Source organism: Streptomyces sp. NPDC000151 (assembly GCF_040301705.1).
In the GTDB taxonomy this organism is placed as follows: Bacteria; Actinomycetota; Actinomycetes; order Streptomycetales; family Streptomycetaceae; genus Streptomyces.
Genome location: NZ_JBEPFC010000033.1, coordinates 1 through 17,784 on the forward strand (window position 1 = coordinate 1; position 17,784 = coordinate 17,784).

At 72.6% G+C, this 17,784-nt stretch carries 12 protein-coding genes and 2 pseudogenes; 7 read left to right on the plus strand and 7 right to left on the minus strand.

Annotated features, from left to right (window positions below; genetic code table 11):
- The 5 genes and pseudogenes from ABT381_RS12755 to ABT381_RS12775 form a co-directional block, all read left to right on the plus strand.
- Positions 1-842: pseudogene (locus ABT381_RS12755) on the plus strand (hypothetical protein); the annotation flags it as partial.
- Positions 843-960: 118 nt separating this feature from the next.
- Positions 961-1,878, plus strand: coding sequence for a metal-dependent hydrolase (locus ABT381_RS12760; RefSeq protein WP_351592023.1), 918 nt, complete (start codon positions 961-963; stop codon positions 1,876-1,878).
- A 1-nt stretch (position 1,879) separates the two neighbouring features.
- Positions 1,880-2,959, plus strand: coding sequence for a PDR/VanB family oxidoreductase (locus ABT381_RS12765; RefSeq protein WP_351592026.1), 1,080 nt, complete (start codon positions 1,880-1,882; stop codon positions 2,957-2,959).
- A 97-nt stretch (positions 2,960-3,056) separates the two neighbouring features.
- Positions 3,057-3,755, plus strand: coding sequence for a TetR/AcrR family transcriptional regulator (locus ABT381_RS12770; RefSeq protein WP_351592029.1), 699 nt, complete (start codon positions 3,057-3,059; stop codon positions 3,753-3,755).
- Between the two features lie 164 nt (positions 3,756-3,919).
- Positions 3,920-4,816 (plus strand): PP2C family protein-serine/threonine phosphatase, encoded by an 897-nt coding sequence (locus tag ABT381_RS12775; protein WP_351592129.1) that lies wholly within the window; start codon positions 3,920-3,922, stop codon positions 4,814-4,816.
- Positions 4,817-4,835: 19 nt separating this feature from the next.
- On the opposite strand, the gene pulA is transcribed toward ABT381_RS12775, so the two are convergent.
- The 7 genes and pseudogenes from pulA to ABT381_RS12810 all read right to left on the minus strand — a co-directional run bounded on the left by pulA (position 4,836) and on the right by ABT381_RS12810 (position 14,813).
- Positions 4,836-7,484 (minus strand): pullulanase-type alpha-1,6-glucosidase, encoded by a 2,649-nt coding sequence (pulA, locus tag ABT381_RS12780; protein WP_351592032.1) that lies wholly within the window; start codon positions 7,482-7,484, stop codon positions 4,836-4,838.
- Positions 7,485-7,512: 28 nt separating this feature from the next.
- Positions 7,513-8,892: pseudogene (locus tag ABT381_RS12785) on the minus strand (alpha-amylase); the annotation flags it as partial.
- Between the two features lie 169 nt (positions 8,893-9,061).
- A complete protein-coding gene (locus ABT381_RS12790) occupies positions 9,062-10,132 on the minus strand; it encodes a LacI family DNA-binding transcriptional regulator (RefSeq protein WP_467754823.1) in 1,071 nt (356 codons plus the stop codon).
- Positions 10,117-11,733, minus strand: a complete 1,617-nt coding sequence (locus ABT381_RS12795; RefSeq protein WP_351592041.1) for a glycoside hydrolase family 13 protein — start codon at positions 11,731-11,733, stop codon at positions 10,117-10,119. The genes ABT381_RS12790 and ABT381_RS12795 overlap by 16 nt, the downstream gene beginning before the upstream one ends.
- A gap of 1 nt (position 11,734) precedes the next feature.
- Entirely contained in the window at positions 11,735-12,565 is an 831-nt protein-coding gene (locus ABT381_RS12800; RefSeq protein ID WP_351592044.1) for a sugar ABC transporter permease, read from the minus strand.
- A gap of 2 nt (positions 12,566-12,567) precedes the next feature.
- Positions 12,568-13,446: a carbohydrate ABC transporter permease gene (locus ABT381_RS12805; protein ID WP_351592132.1), complete on the minus strand. Its 879-nt coding sequence runs from the start codon at positions 13,444-13,446 to the stop codon at positions 12,568-12,570.
- Positions 13,447-13,544: 98 nt separating this feature from the next.
- Positions 13,545-14,813 carry an extracellular solute-binding protein gene (locus ABT381_RS12810; protein WP_351592047.1) on the minus strand — a complete coding sequence of 423 codons (1,269 nt, stop codon included), beginning with the start codon at positions 14,811-14,813 and terminating at the stop codon, positions 13,545-13,547.
- Positions 14,814-15,041: 228 nt separating this feature from the next.
- On the opposite strand from ABT381_RS12810, the gene ABT381_RS12815 reads away from it, so the two are divergent.
- The gene (locus ABT381_RS12815) at positions 15,042-16,676 is read left to right on the plus strand and encodes a glycoside hydrolase family 13 protein (protein WP_351592050.1); all 1,635 of its coding nucleotides are present in this window, start codon (positions 15,042-15,044) and stop codon (positions 16,674-16,676) included.
- The gene (locus ABT381_RS12820; RefSeq protein WP_351592053.1) at positions 16,657-17,778 is read left to right on the plus strand and encodes a LacI family DNA-binding transcriptional regulator; all 1,122 of its coding nucleotides are present in this window, start codon (positions 16,657-16,659) and stop codon (positions 17,776-17,778) included. Before ABT381_RS12815 ends, ABT381_RS12820 begins: the two co-directional genes overlap by 20 nt.
- The last annotated feature ends 6 nt before the right edge of the window (positions 17,779-17,784 follow it).

A 17,784-nucleotide genomic window follows, 5' to 3' on the forward strand; every position in this document is an offset into this window, starting at 1 on the left:
CGGCACTGGACTTCGCGCGCACGGACGGCGCCGACGCGGCGGGGTCGGCGGCGCTGGTGGTCAGCCGCACGGACGGCAACGTCCGCTACCTGACGGCCCCTTGGGTGCGCGCGGTCGCGCTCGCGGACCTGACCGTCGGCCCGAAGGCGCGGGCGACCGCGCTGCGCCGCACGGCGGACGGCGTGACGGCCCCGGCGCCCGCGCCCGCGCCCGGCGCGTCCTGCGCCCGCTGGCCCGCGCTGCGGATGGCCGGGCACCTCTACACCGACCTGGGCGAGCTGACCCCGGCCCGGCTGACGTACGGCGCTCCGGGCCGAGCGGGCGAGCCGGCGGGCGGCGCGGCGCTGACGGCCTGGGCGCGCACGGCCTGCCGGCTCGCGGCCGTGCGGTCGCTGGGCGTGCGGAGCGTGAACGCCTGGGAGTACGCGCGCCAGCGGCTGCCCGAGCACGGCGGGACGGCGGCGTGGCTGTGCACGCGGGCCGAGACCTGGCGCGGGCCCGGGAGCCGGACGATGGCGCAGTTCCAGGCGCCGGTGGCGGGCGACGGCGGCGGGTCGGGGGCGCGGCGGTATCCACCGGGTGCGGTAGCGGCGCGGGCGGAGGGCGGCCGGGCCTGCGGGCCGCGGTCGCCGCACGCGCTGGCCGGGGTGCTGTGGAAGTCGGCGGCCGGGCACTGGTGGCTGGTGGCGGCGGGCAGCGCGGAGCTGCGCCGGGTGACGGCGGGCGGCGGGGTGACCGGCCGCGCGAAGGGGCGGCTGCTGGCGGTGCGCGCGGAGGCGGGCGAGCGGGCGCGGCTCACGGCGCGGCTGCCGGACGGCGGCCGGCTCACGGCGCTGCACTGAGCGCTGGAGGACCGCGAAACGGGGGTACGGGCATGCGCTCGTACCCCCTTCGGCATGGAGCGGGAAAACCTCGTGCAAGGGTCTGTCCCTCGTCCTTACCGCCCAGTACATTGACGCCATGTCTAACAAGGCCTCGTTGCGGCCCGCGCCGGTCGCGTCCGAACACATACCGCTGAAGGCCCGCAACGTCGCTTTCGACTGGGCCGAGACCCCGCTGCACTGGGTCCCCGGCGATCCGTCCACCACGCACACCATCAACGTGCTGCACCTGCTGCTGCCGGCCGGCGAGCGCTGGTTCGTGCACGTCTACAAGCAGGTGCTGCCGTACATCCGGGACGAGCGGCTGCGCGCCGACGTCATCGGGTTCATCGGCCAGGAGGCGATGCACTCCCAGGCGCACGACGACGTACTGCCGCACCTCAAGCGGCAGGGCCTGGACCCCACGCCGTACACCGCGCAGGTCGACTGGTTCTTCGAGAAGCTGCTCGGCGACCGCACCCTGCCGCCGGGCCGCGCGCGCCACTGGTGGCTGCTGGAGCGGGTCGCGCTGATCGCCGCGATCGAGCACTACACGGCGTTCCTCGGGGACTGGGTGCTCAACGCCGGGGAGCTGGACGCCAAGGGCGCCGACGCCACCATGCTGGACCTGCTGCGCTGGCACGGCGCCGAGGAGGTCGAGCACCGCTCGGTCGCCTTCGACCTCTTCATGCACCTCGACGGCGGCTACCGGCGCCGCGCCCGCACCTGGGCCACCGCCTTCGCCGCACTGGTCTTCCTGTGGCAGCGCGGCGTCCGCTTCTTCATGGCGAACGACCCGACCCTGCTGGACGGCAAGGCGTCGTTCAAGGAGTTCTTCCGGGCCGGGCGGCAGGGCGTGCTGCCCACCACCGGCGCCGTGGCCCGCACGATCCCGCAGTACCTGCACCGCACGTACCACCCCTCGCAGTACGGCAGCACCTCGCAGGCCGCCGCCTACCTCGCCGCCTCCCCCGCCGCGACCGCGGCAGAGTCCCGCACCTCTCCCGGAGCCGCCTGACATGACCGCCATCTTCCGCTCCCGCCGTCTCCGCGCCCTCGTGGTCGCCACCGGCGCGGCCCTCCTCGTCGGCCGCGCCCTGCGCCGCCGGGTCGAGAAGTCCCCGCTGTGGCCGATGCCCGCCCTGGAGGAGCCGATATCGGGCACCGGGCGCCCCGGCCGCCGCGAACTGCTGGTCATCGAGCGCGCCGAGGAGGCCGAGGGCGTCGTCCGGCTGCGCCTGGAGGGCGAGGGCCTGCCGGGCTGGGAGCCGGGCGCGCACATCGATCTCGTGCTGCCCTCGGGTGCGGTGCGCCAGTACTCGCTCTGCGGTGACGTCGCCGACGGCGGTACGTACACCATCGCCACCCGGCTCATCGAGGACGGCCGGGGCGGCTCGCGCGAGGTGCACGAGCAGCTCCAGGAGGGCACGGTCGTGGAGGTGCGCGGGCCGCGCAACCGCTTCCGGTTGGAGGAGTGCCACGCGTACCTCTTCGTCGCGGGCGGCATCGGGATCACGCCGATCCTGCCGATGGTCCGCCAGGCCGAGCGCGAGGGCGTGCCGTGGCGGCTGCTGTACGGCGGGCGGTCGCGCGCGTCGATGCCGTTCCTGGCCGAGATCGAGAAGCTGGCGGGGGCCGGCGGGGACCGGGTGACGGTCGTCGCCGAGGACGAGGACGGGCAGCCGGACCTGGCCGCCGCGCTCGCCGACGCGCCGCCGCACTCCGCCGTGTACTGCTGCGGCCCGCAGCCCCTGATGGACGCGGTCGCCGAGCTGCTTCCGGAAGGGCTGGAACTGCACACCGAGGCGTTCGCGCCGGCGGCCGGCACGGCGGGCGGCGCCTTCGAGGTGGAGCTGCGGCGCACGGGCAGCACGGTCGCGGTCGCGGCGGACCAGAGCATCCTGCGGGCCATCCGCGAGCAGGCGCTGCCGAACCTCCCGTACAGCTGTGAGCAGGGCTTCTGCGGCACCTGCCTGCAGAACGTGGTCGAGGGCGACATCGACCACCGCGACGAGCTGCTGACCGACGCCGAGCGCCACGACCAGATGCTGATCTGCGTCTCGCGCTGCCACGGGGAGCGGCTGGTGCTGGATCTGTAGGAGGCCGTGCCCCCGGACACCGGCTCCGGGGCCGAAGCGGTGCGGGCCCGGTGGCGGTGGCATACCGCTGCCGTACCCCGGTCGTTAGGGTGTTCGCATGACGACCGGGGTGCGCCGCAGGATGGGCGTCGAGGAACGCCGTGACCAACTGATCTCCGTGGCTCTGGGCCTGTTCAGCCACCGTGCCCCGGAGGACGTCTCCATCGATGAGATAGCCGAGGCCGCGGGCATCTCGCGGCCGCTGGTCTACCACTACTTCCCCGGGAAACAGAGCCTGTACGAAGCGGCGCTCGGCCGGGCCGCCGACGAGCTCGCCGCGCGCTTCGTCGAGCCGCGCGAAGGGCCGCTGGGCTCCCGCCTGCTGCGGGTCATGGGCCGCTTCTTCGACTTCGTCGACGAGCACGGCCCCGGCTTCTCGGCGCTGATGCGCGGCGGCCCGGCGGTCGGGTCCAGCCGCACCAGCGCGATGATCAACGGCGTGCGGCAGTCCGCGTACGAGCAGATCGTCGCCCATCTCGGCCTGGACTCCCCGGCCCCGCGCATGGAGCTGGTGATCCGCTCCTGGATCTCGCTCGCGGAGTCCACCGCGCTGCAGTGGCTGGACGGCAAGCGCATCCCGCGCGCCGAGCTGGAGCGGCAGCTGGTGCACGACTTCGCCGCGCTGGCCGCGGTGAGCGCCGCGTACGACGAGGAGACGGCGGACACGCTGCGCACGATCCTCGCCGCCGAGCCGATCGACGGCCCGTTCGCGGAGCTGGCGGCCCGCCTGTTCGCGCTGGTACCGGGCGACGCGTGACCACCGGGCTCCGTTGACGACCGTTTTCGCGTCACCACCCGACACTTCCCGTCGCTGCACGATCGCCTGCCACCAGCTTCTGGCATCCGCTTCCGTGCGGTTCCGCGGCGGTGCCAGAGTGGCCGTCCCACCGCCGGGCGTGGGAGGGACGTGGGTTGACCGCAATGGAGTTCATCGGCGCGCTGCTCGGGTACGGCTGCGGCTTCCTCACCGGCCTGGCCTGCGGCGCGCTCACGGTGCGCCGATTGCGCACGCCGCCTCCGGCGCCCCACGCCCACGACGCGCGCGGCGCCGCGCTGGCCGCGGTCGCGTACACGGCCCAGCAGGCGCTCCTGCAGCCCCTCTCCGCCGAACTGGGCGGCGTCGGCCTCGCCGGCCGCTACCGCCCCGCCGCGGCGGATGCCGCCATCGGCGGCGACCTGCTCAACGTGGCGAACTCCCCGTTCGGCCTGCGGGTGCTGATCGGTGACGTGCGCGGCCACGACCTGGAGGCGGCGCGGCTCGCGACGCTCACGATCGGCTGCTTCCGCGACCACGCCTTCACCATGCCCGACCTCGTCCAGCTGGCCAGGACGCTGGACGCCCGGCTCGCGCCCGAGCTGGACGCCGAGGGGTTCGTCACGGCCGTGCTGGCCGAGTTCGCGCCGGGCGAGGTGCGGCTGGTCAACTGCGGCCACCCGGCCCCGCTGCGGATCGGCGAACGGCTGGAGCCGCTGGCCCCCGACGAGCCGGGACTGCCGCTCGGCCTGCAGCCGACCCCGTTCCCGCAGCGCGTCCGGCTGGCCGCCAACGAGCGGCTGCTGCTCTACACCGACGGGCTCATCGAGGCGCTGGACCCGGGCGGCGACCCCTTTCCGATGGACGAGCGGGTCCACGAGGCGCTGACCCGTCCCACGCTGGACGACGCGGTGGAAGCGCTGCACGCCCTGCTCATGGCGCACACGACGGCGCCGCTCCGGGACGACCTGGCGCTGATGCTGTGTCAGCCGGGCGTCCAGGCCCTGCTGCCGTCCGTTCCCGCGGTGTGCGAGCCGGGGGAACGGACGGGCGAGCCGGCCTGAGGGCCGGGCGGCCGCCGGGTCAGCCGCGGGTGAAGACCGCGACCGTACGGCCCGGGACGGTGAAGGTGCCGGCGCCCTTCTCGTAGGACGAGGTCCGTACGACCGGGTCGGCGCCCCGGGCCTGGACCGGATGGAGCGCGTACGGCTGCCCGGCCGCGTCCCGTACGGTCTGCGCCTGCCGGTCCGGCGTGGCGTTGAGGACCACGACCAGCCGGCCGAGGCGCATGGTGATCACGCCGGGCGTCTCGTCCCGACCCGACAGCGGGAAGGACAGCGCCCGCTGCACCTGCGCCCTGGTGGCCAGGCCGAAGTCCGGCTCGGTGGCGCGGATGCGGGTGAGGTCCCGGTACGCGGCCGAGGTGCCGGTGATCTCGTCGCAGCCGGGGCGCAGCGCGGGGTCGGCGAGCAGCGGACGCGCGTACGGCCACTTGTCCTTGTTGTCGGCGGCGGGCGGCAGGCCGCGCCCGAAGCCGTTGCCGTCGGCGCAGTTCCAGTGCAGCGCGTTGAACCAGTCGCCGCTGTCGAAGGAGTTGCGGTCCAGCGACTTGGAGCGCAGCAGGTCGGTGCCGGCCTGGGAGAGCGCCGGGCCCTGCGAGAGGGTGGCGGTGGCCAGCGCGAGGACCTGCATACGGGCCCGGTCGGCGGGCTTCGTACCCTGCGGGAGCTTGTAGGCGAGCGTGTCGTAGAGGGTTTCGTTGTCATGCGCGTCGGCGTAGGCCAGCGCGTCGCCGGGCGCCGCCGCGTATCCGGCGGGCGCGCCGTTGTAGTCGACCTGGGAGCCCGTGACGTGGCGGCCCGCGCTGTCGGTGAAGGTGTAGTCGGCGAGGCCGCCGGTCAGGCCGACCTTGATGAGGTCCTGGTAGTGCAGCAGCCGGGCGCGCTGTTCCTCGCGGGTGCCGTTGGCGGGCGAGGGGTTGGGGTCGGTGAACAGGCCGGAGGCGAAGCCCTGGACGCGCGGGTCGCCGTCGAAGGGGCCGCCGCCGCGCACCGCGTCGCGCGTGCGGTCGTCGAAGGTGGCGATGCCGGTCCCGGCCATGTTCTTCTGCGTCGCCTGCACGAAGCGGGCGTCGTCGGCGACCTCGCCGAAGTTCCAGCCCTCGCCGTAGAGGACGATCGCCTTGCCGTCCACGCCGTCCTTGCGCACGGTGAGGCCGTCCAGGGCCTTGCGCACGGCGAGGATGTTGGCCTTGGGGTGATGCCCCATCAGGTCGAACCGGAAGCCGTCGACCTTGTACCGCTTCGCCCAGGTGACGAGCGAGTCGACGACGAGCTTGCCCATCATGGTGTGCTCGGGCGCGGTGTTGGCGCAGCAGGTGGAGGTGGCGACGGTGCCGTCGTCCAGCAGCCGGTGGTAGTAGCCGGGGACGATGCGGTCCAGTACGGACCGGGGGTCCTGGCCGCTCGCGAGGGTGTGGTTGTAGACGACGTCCATGACGGTGCGCAGCCCGGCGCCGTTCAGGCCCTGCACCATGCGGCGGAATTCCACGGTGCGTGCCGTGCCGTCGGGGTCGGAGGCGTAGGAGCCCTCGGGGACGGTGTAGTGCAGCGGGTCGTATCCCCAGTTGTACGCGTCCTTCGCGGAGGTCTTTCCGACGCACTCCTGCTGTTTCTCGGAGTCCGGCGGGTAGGACGCGAGGTCACAGTCCGGCGCGGCCTGCCGGTCGCGGCGCTCGGGGACGGATCCGAAGTCGAAGGCGGGCAGCAGATGGACGTGGGTGGTGCCGGCGCGGGCGAGGGCGCGCAGGTGCTTCATGCCGTCGGAGGAGCGGTCGGTGAAGGCGAGGTACTGCCCGGGGTGCTTCGAGGTGCGGTCCGCGATCGAGAAGTCGCGGATGTGCAGTTCCTGGACGCGGGCGTACGAGCGCAGCGGCACCGCGGCCGGCTTCTTCAGCCGGTCCCAGCCCTCGGGGGCCAGCCGCGGGTCGGCGAGGTCGGTGACGAGGCTGCGCTCGGAGTCGGCGGTGAGGCCGGTGGCGTAGGGGTCGGTGACCTTGTTGGTGACGGTCTGCCCGGCGGCGGGCGCGAAGACGGTGACGGCGTAGCGGTACGGCTTGCCGGTCCAGCCGCGCTCGCCGCGCACGCTCCATACGCCGGTCCGGTCGTCGCGCGTCATCGGGACCGTACGGCCGTCCAGTTCGAGGGCGACGGTGCGCGCGGTGGGTGCCCAGACGGAGAGGGTGGGACGGCCGCGGTCGAAGACCGGGCCGAGCCGGGCGTCCGCCGCGGCCGTGCCGTACAGGTCGTCCAGGACGCCGGGGATCTGCACGCCGGTGGCCTCACGCAGGGTGCCGTCGGCGGCCCGGCGGGTGGCGACGAGGCGGTCGCGCAGCGCGGTGGCGGCTTCGGCGCGGTCGCGCGGGTCGACGGTGAAGGCCGGAAAGCCCGTCAGATGCGGGTACTTGGCGCGCTCGTCGGGGGTGAGGGCGCCGGGGGCGAGCCGCAGCCGCCGGTCGCCGTCGGGGCCGGATTCGAGCTGGAGGGTGCCGCCGGCCGGGTCGGGCGCGCCCTTCCAGACGACGGTGTCCCGGTCGATCCACTGGGCCTCGGCCTTGGCGGGGTAGGGCGGCGGGGCCGCGCTCGCGGGGGCGGCGCCGGGCAGGGCGGCGGCCGCCGCGGCGCAGAGCGCCGCGGCGAGCGCGGTGACGGTTCGGCGGAGGGTGCCGGTCACGGAGGTGCTCTCCTTCAGGGGATCAGCCACAGGTGCGGGCGCCGGCGTGCAGGGCGAGGGCGGTGTTCGGAGCGAGCGTGGCGGTGAAGCGGCCCGCGCCGTCGACCGTGACGGTCCGCCCGCTCTGCACGTCGCAGTAGTTCCCGGCGGGCAGCGAGGTCTGGAACGTACGGCTCAGCGCTGCCCCCTCGTGGTTGAGCGCGACGTACGCTTTGTCGCCGCGCCCGAAGGCGATGGCGTCGTTGCCGTTGTCCCACCAGTCGGTGACGGCGGCGCCGCGTGCGGTGTTGCGCAAGGCCACCATGGCCTTGATCTCGGGCCACTTGTGCTGGCACTTCCAGCCGTCCTGCCAGCAGGCGTTCACCGTGCCGCCGTTGGGCGGGCCCGCGTCGTTGTCGGTGAACTCGTAGCCGGAGTGCACGTCCGGGGAGCCGTACGGCCAGGCCAGCATGAAGACGTTGGCGAGGGTGTAGTCCGCGCCGTTCTTGTAGCTGAGCGTGGAGCCGTTGCGCTCGGTGTCCCAGTTGTCGACGAAGACGCCGGACTTGGCGCTCGCCATGTATCCCCAGCCCTCGCCGAAGTTCTTCAGGTACGCGAGCTTCTCGTTCTGGAAGACCCGCTTGAGGTCGCGGCCGTAGCGGAACTCCTGCACGTCCCCGTTGCCGAGGTACTCGCTCGGCGAGACGGCCTCGCCCTCGCCGTAGATGGCCTCCTGCTTCCAGTACACGCCGGGATTGCTCAACTGCCCTTTGATCGCGGCCAGGTCCTCGGCCGGTATGTGCTTGGCGGCGTCGATGCGGAGGCCGTCCACGCCGAGCGAGAGCAGGTCGTTGAGGTACTGCGCGAGGCGGGTGCGGACGTACGGCTCGCCGGTGTCCAGGTCGGCCAGGCCCACCAGCTCGCAGTGCTGCACGTTCCAGCGGTCCTGGTAGTTGCCGACCTGGGCGGTGCAGTCGTCCATGTCCTGCGGCTGGTAAATGCCGGGGTAGGTGTACTTGCTGTACGAGGAGCCGCCGGTGCCGGTGCCGGACCCGGCCGACATGTGGTTGACGACGGCGTCCGCGACCACCTTCACACCGGCCGTGTGGCAGGCGTCGATCATGTTCTTGAAGGCCGTGCGGTCGCCGAGCCGGCCGGCGATCCGGTAGCTGACGGGCTGGTACGAGGTCCACCACTGGCCGCCCTGGATGTGCTCGGTGGCCGGGGAGACCTCGACGTAGCCGTAGCCGGCCGGGCCGAGAGCGTCCTTGCACTCCCGGGCGACCGAGTCGTAGCGCCACTCGAAGAGTTCGGCGGTGACGTCCTTGGTGCCGGGCGGCGCGGCCTCGGCGGGCGCGCCGGCGGCCACCGAGGCGAGTGCCAGGGCGGCCGCCGCGGCAGAGCGAACCAGGGTTCTGCGGTGGGGCATGGTTCCTCCTGAGGGGGAGATCGAAGCCTTGCCCGGCAACGCGCCATTCCCGTAAGGCTGTTGCTGTTGTATCCGCCGTAATCCGTTGTTGCAAGACCTTACGCAAGACATTGCAACGGTGTTAACTTCAGCGTGCAGCACCCCGGTCCGGCCGGCCGGGGACCCGGCGTCACGCGGGTCCCACGCGCCCGGCCGGCCGGACCGGTCCCCCCGGGACCGGCCCCGTCGACCCCCGCACCACCAGCTCCGGCTGGAAGACGAACTCCGTGCGCTGTACGGGGTTTCCCTGGATCTCCTCGATCAGCGCGCCGACCGCCGCGGTCGCCATCGCCTGCACGGGCTGCCGGACGGTCGTCAGCGGCGGGTCGGCGAACGCGATCAGCTGCGAGTCGTCGAAGCCGACCACCGACAGCTGTCCCGGCACGGCGAGGCCGCGCTGCCGGGCGGCCCGCACGACGCCCAGCGCCATCAGGTCGCTGCCGCACACCACGCCCGTACAGCCCGCGTCCAGCAGCGCGGCGGCCGCCGCGTGCCCGCCCTCGACGCTGAACAGCGTGTGCTGGACGAGCTGTTGGGCCTCCCCCCGTGGCAGGCCGAACAGCTCCTCCATGACCGCGGTGAACCCCTCCGCCTTGCGCCGGGACGGCACGTACCGGGACGGGCCGACGGCCAGCCCGATACGGGTGTGCCCCAGCGCGGCGAGGTGGGTGACGGCCATCCGGGCCGCCGCGTGGTCGTCGGGCGAGACGAACGACGCGTGGACGTCCGCGTTGTAGCCGTTGATCAGGACGTACGGCACACCGCGCGCGGTGAGGCGGGTGTAGCGGGACGGGTCCGCGCCGGTGTCCGCGTGCAGCCCCGAGAGGAACACGATCCCGGTGACGCCCCGCGCCTCTAACTGCTCGACCAGCTCGTCCTCCGTCGCGCCGCCCGGCATCTGCGTGCAGAGCACGGGCGTGTAGCCGTGCCCGGCCAGCGCCTGCTCGATGATCTGCGCGAACGCGGGGAAGATCGGGTTGGTCAGCTCCGGGATGACCAGCCCGACCAGGCCCGCGCTGCGCCGCCGCAGCCGCACCGGACGCTCGTACCCGAGCACGTCCAGTGCGGCCAGCACCCGCTGCCGGGTGGCGCCCGCCACCCCGGTCCGCCCGTTGAGCACCCGGCTGACGGTCGCCTCGCTGACATCGGCCTGCGCGGCGATGTCGGCGAGCCTGGGGGGCAGCGTCACTCGGTCCACCACACGGCCGTGTCGGCGGCCAGCTCGTAGGCGCCGGTACGGCCGGGGATCTCCTGCGGCAGCGCGCCGCTGGACAGCAGCGGCCGTCCGGGAACGGCCACCCGCACGGCCTTTTCCGTGGTGTTCACCGCGCAGGTGAAGCCGCCGGGGCGGCGGAAGTGCAGCACGCCCTCGGGCGCCGGCCGCCACTCGACCGCGTCGCCCGCGCCGAGCGCGGGGTGCTCCCGGCGCACGGCGAGCGCGGTGCGGTACAGCTCCAGCGTGGAGTCCGGGTCCCCGGTCTGCGCCGCGACGCTCAGGGACGCCCACTCCGCCGGCTGCGGCAGCCAGCTGCCGCCGGTCCCGAAGCCGTACGGCGCTTCCGTACCGGACCACGGGAGCGGCACCCGGCAGCCGTCCCGCAGCCCGTCCTGCCCGTTCTCCTTGAAGAAGGAGGGGTCCTGGCGGACCTCGTCGGGCAGCTCGGTGACCTCCGGCAGCCCCAGCTCCTCGCCCTGGTAGACGTACGCGGAGCCGGGCAGCGCGAGCATCAGCAGGGCCGCGGCACGGGCGCGCCGCAGGCCACCGCCGAGCCGGGTGCGGTGGCGTACGACGTCGTGGTTGGAGAGCACCCAGGTGGTCGGCGCGCCGACCGGGCGCATGGCGTCCAGCGAGGAGTCGATGGCCTCGCGCAGGGCGGCCGCGTCCCACCCCGTGTTGAGGTAGTGGAAGTTGAACGCCTGGTGCAGCTCGTCGGGGCGCAGGTACAGGGCCGTGCGGTCGGCGCTGGGCGTCCACGCCTCGGCGACCGCGATCCGTTCCCCCGCGTACTCCTCCAGGACCTGCCGCCAGGAGCGGTAGATCTCGTGCACGCCGTCCTGGTCGAAGAAGGGCAGCACCTGGTTGCCGAGCAGCCTGAGCTGTTCGCCGTGGCCCATGTCGGGCAGCCCGGCCGCCTTGACCAGGCCGTGCGCGACGTCGACGCGGAAGCCGTCGACGCCCAGGTCCAGCCAGAAGCGCAGGATGGAGCGGAACTCGTCGCGGACGGCGGGGTGGTCCCAGTCGAAGTCCGGCTGCTCGGGGGCGAAGAGGTGGAGGTACCACTCGCCGTCCGGGAGCCGGGTCCAGGCGGGGCCGCCGAAGATGGACTCCCAGTCGTTGGGCGGCTGCTCGCCGTTCTCGCCGCGGCCCTTGCGGAAGTGGAAGCGGTCCCGGAGCGTCGAGCCGGGGCCTTCGGCCACCGCGCGGCGGAACCATTCATGCTGGTCGGAGCAGTGGTTGGGGACGATGTCGACGATGACGCGCAGGGCCAGGCGGTGCGCTTCGCGGATCACGGCCTCGGCGTCGTCGAGGGTGCCGAACATCGGGTCGATGGCGCGGTAGTCGGCGACGTCGTAGCCGGCGTCGGCCTGCGGCGAGGCGTAGAAGGGGCTGAGCCAGACGGCGTCGACGCCCAGCTCCTTCAAGTACGGCAGGCGGCCGCGGATGCCTGCCAGGTCGCCCATGCCGTCGCCGTTGCCGTCGGCGAAGCTGCGCGGGTAGACCTGGTAGATCACCGCGTCGCGCCACCAGCCGGTGGCAGGGGTGCCAGGAGTGGCAGGAGTGACGGCGTGCTGCTGTGTCATGTCATCCCTTGGTCGTGCCGGCGGTCAGGCCGGAGACGAGGTGGCGTTGGGCGAAGGCGAAGACGAGGGCTGCGGGCACCGCGACGATCACGGCGGCGGCGGTCATCGACCCCCAGTCGTTGTTGTACTGGCTGACGAAGGTCTGCAGGCCGCCCGCGAGGGTGAGGTTCTCCTCGCCGGTCATGAAGGCCGACGCGTAGGCGACCTCGGCCCAGGCCGTGACGAAGGTGTAGAAGCCGGTGACGGCGAGGCCCGGCCGGGCCAGCGGCAGTACGAGCCGCCAGAAGGTGCCGAAGGGGTTGAGCCCGTCGACCCGGCCCGACTCGTCGATCTCCACCGGGATGGTGTCGAAGAACCCCTTCATCATCCAGGCGCAGAACGGCACGGCGATGGTGAGGTACGTGATGACAAGCCCTGCCGGCTGGTTGAGCAGCCCCAGGCTCGCCATCAGGTTGTACAGCGGCACGATCAGCACGGCCACCGGGAACATCTGCGTGATCAGCAGCAGCCACATCAGCGGGCGCATCCCGGGGAAGCGGAAGCGGCTGACGGCGTAGCCCGTGGTGGCGGCGAGGAAGACGCCGAGGACGGTGGTCACGCCGACGATCAGCGTGGAGTTCCAGAACCAGGTCAGGAACGAGGTGTCGGCCAGTACATGGGTGTAGTTGGCGAGCGTGAAGTGGGTGACCGGCTCGGTCGTGAAGGCGTCGTCCTTCGGCTTGAAGGACGTCACCAGCAGCCACAGCGGCGGGAAGACCGCGACGGCGGCGGCGACGAGCAAGGTGGCGTGCAGGCCCGTGGAGGCCAGCGGGCTTCTCTTCCTGTCGCGCATGGTCACCACACCTCTCCCTGCTTGCGCAGCGCGCGCCGGTAGACGATCGCGACGGCCGAGAGCAGCAGCAGGATCAGCACGCCCCAGGCGGCCGACTCCGAGAAGTTGCGCGGGCTGTCGACGAAGGAGAGCCGGTAGGCGTACGTCACGAGGATCTCGGTGGCGTCGCCGGGCCCGCCCCGCGTCAGCAGGAAGATCACCGGGAACATGTTGAAGGTCCAGATCGTGCTGAGCAGGATCACCGTGCTGGAGACGGAGCGCAGGGACGGCACGGTGATGTTGCGGAACCGCTGCCAGGCGCTCGCGCCGTCCATCTCGGCGGCCTCGTACAGCTCGCCGGGGATGGACTGGAGCCCGCCGAGCAGCGCGACGAGCATGAAGGGCACGCCGAGCCAGACGTTGACGGCGATGACGGAGAGCTTCGCCCAGGTCGGGTCGTTGAGCCAGGGGACCGCGTCGATGCCGCCGCCCTGGAGGAGCTTGTTGAGGAGGCCGTTCTTCTCGTTGTAGAGCATCCGCCAGGTGAAGACGGAGATGAAGGCCGGGATCGCCCAGGGCAGGATCAGCGCGAGCCGGTAGAAGGTGCGGCCCTTCAGCTTCCGGTTGAGGAGGTTGGCGAGGACCAGGCCGAGGGTGAAGGTGAGCCCGACGCAGGCGACGGTCCACACCACGGTCCAGCCCAGCCGGCTCCAGAAGACGCTGTCGCTCAGCACGGCCTGGTAGTTCGCCAGGCCGGTGAACTTGTACGTCGCCGGGATGTGGTTCATGCCGATGTCCCGGGCGACGTTGGCCTCGGTGGCGTCGGTGAGCGAGAGATACAGGCCGCGGACCAGCGGGTAGCCGATGATGACCGTGAGGACGAGCACCACCGGGGCGACCATGGTCCAGGCGTACCAGTGGGTGCTCAGGGCCCGGCGGACGCGGCCGGGCGGCGCGGTGCGCGCCGCCTTGCCGGACGGCTTCGTGGGGGCGAGTACCGTCACTTGTAGTCCTTGAGCAGCTTCCGGTAGGCGTCACCGGTGTTCTTGGCGGCCTGCTCCGGGGTGGCGCCGCCGGTGAGGACCTTGTTCATCTGGACCTTGACGGGCTCGAAGAGCGAGTTGCCCTCGGCGATCCAGGGGCGCTCGACGGCCTTCTCGACCGCCGGCCGGAAGAACTTCACCATCGTGTTGTCCTTGACGGACGGCACGGCGTAGACGGACTTACGGGTCGGCAGCAGGCTCAGCTTCTCGGTGGTCTGCTGCTGGACCTTGGCGGAGCTCATGTACTTCACGAACTCATAAGAGGCGTCGAGGTTCTTGGACCCGGCGTAGACGGAGAGGTTCCAGCCGCCCTGCGGGGAGCCCTGGGCCTTGCTGCCGCCGGGGACGGGCGCGACGCCGAGGTTGCCGCGGTCCTTGAACTCCTTGCCGGCCAGCGCGCCCTCGATGTCCCAGGGCCCGTCGATCGCCATCGCGACGTCGCCGTCCTTGAGGGCCTTGAGCTGGTTCTCCTGGCCGTCGGTGGCGTCGGTGACGGCGGCCTTGGAGTCCACCAGGTCCTTGATCGTCTTGAACGCCCGGACGCCGGCCGGGTCGTCGATGGCGACCTTCTTGGTCTTGTCGTCGACCATGTCGCCGCCCTCGCCGTAGAGGTAGGGCAGGAACCAGTACGGGTCGTCGCCGCGCAGGTAGAGCGCGGTGGCGCCGGTCTTGCTCTTGATCTTCTTGGCCGCGGCCTGCAGTTCCTCGAAGGTCTTGGGGACCCCGACGCCCGCCTCCTTCAGCAGCTTCTTGTTGTAGAAGAGCCCGAGGGTGTCGATGACCTGCGGCGCGGCATAGGTCTTGGCCTTGAAGCGGGTGCTGCCGGCCGCCTGCTCCAGGAAGTCCTCGTTCTTGTCCAGCGCGGGGGTGTTGTCCAGCGGCGCCAGGTAGCCGAGGTTGGCGAAGTCCGCGACCCAGGCGACCTCGGTCCGCATCACGTCCGGGGCCCCGGAGTTGCCGCCGGCCGCGTTCTTGAACTTGGCGTTGGCCTCGCCGAAGGGGACGTTCACGTACTTGACGTCGACGCCGGGGTGCTCGCGCTCGAAGCCCTCGGCGAGCTTCTTGTACGTCGCCTTCTCGGCGTCGTTCGAGGTGTCCCAGAAGGTGACGGTGCCCGACAGTTTGCCGCCGCTCTTCTGGTCGCTCCCGCCGCCGTCACCGCCGCACGCGGTCGCCGTCAGTGCCAGACCCGCGACCAGCGCGGTGGCCGCTATGCCACGTCGCATGTGAACTCCTTCTGGAAAGCCCGAGATACGCCGAGATACGCACGAGGTACGTAGGAATTCGCCCGAGAGGGCGTCAGGAACGTAACAGCGGCGAAAAGAAACCGAAAGAGCTTGCGGCAAATTTCTGCAAGACCACCGGAAGATGTTGCAGCCCGGTTACCTCGACCCGTCACCCCCGGCCCGCCGGGGCGTTGATCATCAGTAGCCCGATCGACCGAAGGACGGCCGATGACCGATGAGCTGACCTTTCCCTCCCCCGCCGCGCCGCCGGCCCCGGACCGCCCCGGCACGGGCTGGTGGCGCGACGCCGTCATCTATCAGATCTACGTACGGTCCTTCGGGGACGGTGACGGCGACGGCGTCGGGGACCTGCCCGGCGCCCGCGCCCGCCTGCCGTATCTGAAGGAGCTGGGCGTCGACGCGGTGTGGCTGACGCCGTTCTACGCGTCACCGCAGGCCGACGGCGGTTACGACGTCGCCGACCACCGCGTCGTCGACCCCCTCTTCGGCACCCTCGCCGACGCCGAGGCGTTCCTGCGCACCGCCCACGACCTGGCCTTGCGGGTCATCGTCGACATCGTCCCGAACCACACCTCCGACCGGCACCCGTGGTTCCGCGACCCGGACCTCGCCCGCGAGCGATACGTCTTCCGGCCGGGCCGCGGCCCGCACGGCGAGCTGCCGCCCAACGACTGGGAGTCCGTCTTCGGCGGCCCCGCCTGGACCCGCACCGACCGCGGCGACTGGTACCTCCACCTCTTCGCGCCCGAACAGCCCGACCTGGACTGGGAGCGCCCCGAGGTGCGCGCGGAGTTCGACGCGATCCTGCGCTTCTGGCTGGACCGCGGCGTCGACGGCTTCCGCATCGACGTGGCGCACGGCATGGTCAAGGCGCCGGGCCTGCCCGACGTCGGCCGCCGCCAGCAGGCCCGCCTCATCGGCACCGACGTGCTCCCCTTCTTCGACCAGGACGGCGTGCACGAAATCCACCGCCACTGGCGCCGCCTGCTCGACTCCTACCCGGGCGAGCGCATCGGCGTCGCCGAGGCCTGGGCCCCCGACGCCCGCCGGCTGGCCCGCTACGTACGCCCCGACGAGCTGCACCAGGCGTTCAACTTCCACTTCCTGCAAGCGGACTGGGACGCCGCAGCGCTCCGCGCCGTCATCGACGACTCGCTGGCCGCCACCTCCCTGGTCGGCGCGCCCACCACCTGGGTGCTCTCCAACCACGACGTCGTCCGCCACACCACCCGGCTCGGCGGCCTCGCGCGCGCCCGCGCCGCCACCCTCCTCATGCTCGCCCTCCCCGGCTCCGCCTACCTCTACCAAGGGGAGGAGCTGGGGCTCCCGGAGGTCACCGAACTGCCCGACGCGGTCCGCCAGGACCCGGCGTTCTTCCGCGGCGACGGCCAGGACGGCTTCCGCGACGGCTGCCGGGTGCCGCTCCCCTGGTCCGGTACGCAGGCGCCGTACGGCTTCGGGCCCGGCGGGAGCTGGCTGCCGCAGCCCGCGGGCTGGGCGGAGCTGACCGTCGAGGCGCAGACCGGCACCCCCGGCTCCACCCTGGAGCTGTACCGTGCCGCGCTCGCCTGGCGCCGCGCGCTGCCCGGCCTCGGCGACGGGCGGATGAGCTGGCTGGACGCGCCGGACGGCGTACTGGCGCTGCGCCGGCACGGCTTCGTGTGCGTACTGAACACCCGCGCCCGGCCGGTGGAGGTGTCGGGCGCGGGCCGCCCGCTGCTCGCGAGCGCGCCGCTGCGCACCGAGGACGGCAGGGTGTGCCTTCCCGGCGAATCCTGCGCGTGGTGGGCAAGCCGGATCCCGACCGGTAAGGTCGCCTTCCATGACCGCGCGCCTGGCTGACATCGCAGCACAGGCGGGTGTCAGCGAGGCCACCGTCAGCCGGGTGCTCAACGGCAAGCCCGGCGTCTCCGCCACCACCCGCCAGTCCGTACTCGCCGCACTGGACGTCCTGGGCTATGAGCGCCCGGTACGCCTGCGGCAGCGCAGCGCCGGGCTGGTCGGGCTGATCACGCCCGAGCTGGAGAACCCGATCTTCCCGGCGTTCGCGCAGGTCATCGGCCAGGCCCTGACCCGCCAGGGGTACACCCCGGTGCTCGCCACGCAGACCCCCGGCGGCTCGACCGAGGACGAGCTGACCGAGATGCTGGTGGACCGCGGCGTGGCCGGCATCATCTTCGTCTCCGGGCTGCACGCCGACACCACGGCGGACATGGGCCGGTACGAGGCGCTGCGCGGCCAGGGCGTGCCGTTCGTCCTGATCAACGGTTACTCGGACAAGGTGCAGGCGCCCTTCATCTCGCCGGACGACGGCGTGGCGATCTCCCTCGCGGTCACCCACCTCGCGGCCCTCGGCCACGAGCGGATCGGCCTCGCGCTCGGCCCGCGCCGCTTCGTGCCGGTACAGCGGAAGATCGAGGGCTTCCTGCGCAGCATGCGGGAGCAGCTGGGGATGGCCGCCGACGAGGCCGCGGAGCTGGTGCAGCACTCCCTCTACACGCTCGAAGGCGGGCAGGCCGCGGCCGGCGCGCTGCTGGAGCGCGGCTGCACGGCGGTGGTCTGCGCGAGCGACATGATGGCGCTCGGCGCGATCCGGGCGGCCCGGCAGCGCGGCCTGGAGGTGCCCGACGACGTCTCGGTGGTGGGGTACGACGACTCCCCGCTGATCGCGTTCACCGACCCGCCGCTGACCACCATCCGGCAGCCGGTGCAGGCCATGGGGCAGGCGGCGGTGCGGGCCCTGCTGGAGGAGGTCGGCGCCGGCCTGCCGGAGGGCCCGCCGGAGTCGTCGCGGGCCCCGTTGCGTACCGAGTTCGTCTTCCATCCGGAGCTCGTGGTGCGCGGTTCGACGGCCTCGGCGCGGCGCACCGACCCCGACGGCGGTGGGGGTGCGGCGTCCCCCTACGGGGCGAGAAAGGCTGTCCAGGACCCGACTCCAGGATGATCGGGT

Coding starts and splice junctions, on each gene's coding strand:
- ABT381_RS12760 (WP_351592023.1), top strand. CDS start 961: ATGTCTAACAAGGCCTCGTTGCGGCCCGCGCCGGTCGCGTCCGAACAC.
- ABT381_RS12765 (WP_351592026.1), top strand. CDS start 1,880: ATGACCGCCATCTTCCGCTCCCGCCGTCTCCGCGCCCTCGTGGTCGCC.
- ABT381_RS12770 (WP_351592029.1), top strand. CDS start 3,057: ATGACGACCGGGGTGCGCCGCAGGATGGGCGTCGAGGAACGCCGTGAC.
- ABT381_RS12775 (WP_351592129.1), top strand. CDS start 3,920: ATGGAGTTCATCGGCGCGCTGCTCGGGTACGGCTGCGGCTTCCTCACC.
- ABT381_RS12795 (WP_351592041.1), bottom strand. CDS start 11,733: ATGACACAGCAGCACGCCGTCACTCCTGCCACTCCTGGCACCCCTGCC.
- ABT381_RS12800 (WP_351592044.1), bottom strand. CDS start 12,565: ATGCGCGACAGGAAGAGAAGCCCGCTGGCCTCCACGGGCCTGCACGCC.
- ABT381_RS12805 (WP_351592132.1), bottom strand. CDS start 13,446: ATGGTCGCCCCGGTGGTGCTCGTCCTCACGGTCATCATCGGCTACCCG.
- ABT381_RS12810 (WP_351592047.1), bottom strand. CDS start 14,813: ATGCGACGTGGCATAGCGGCCACCGCGCTGGTCGCGGGTCTGGCACTG.
- ABT381_RS12815 (WP_351592050.1), top strand. CDS start 15,042: ATGACCGATGAGCTGACCTTTCCCTCCCCCGCCGCGCCGCCGGCCCCG.
- ABT381_RS12820 (WP_351592053.1), top strand. CDS start 16,657: ATGACCGCGCGCCTGGCTGACATCGCAGCACAGGCGGGTGTCAGCGAG.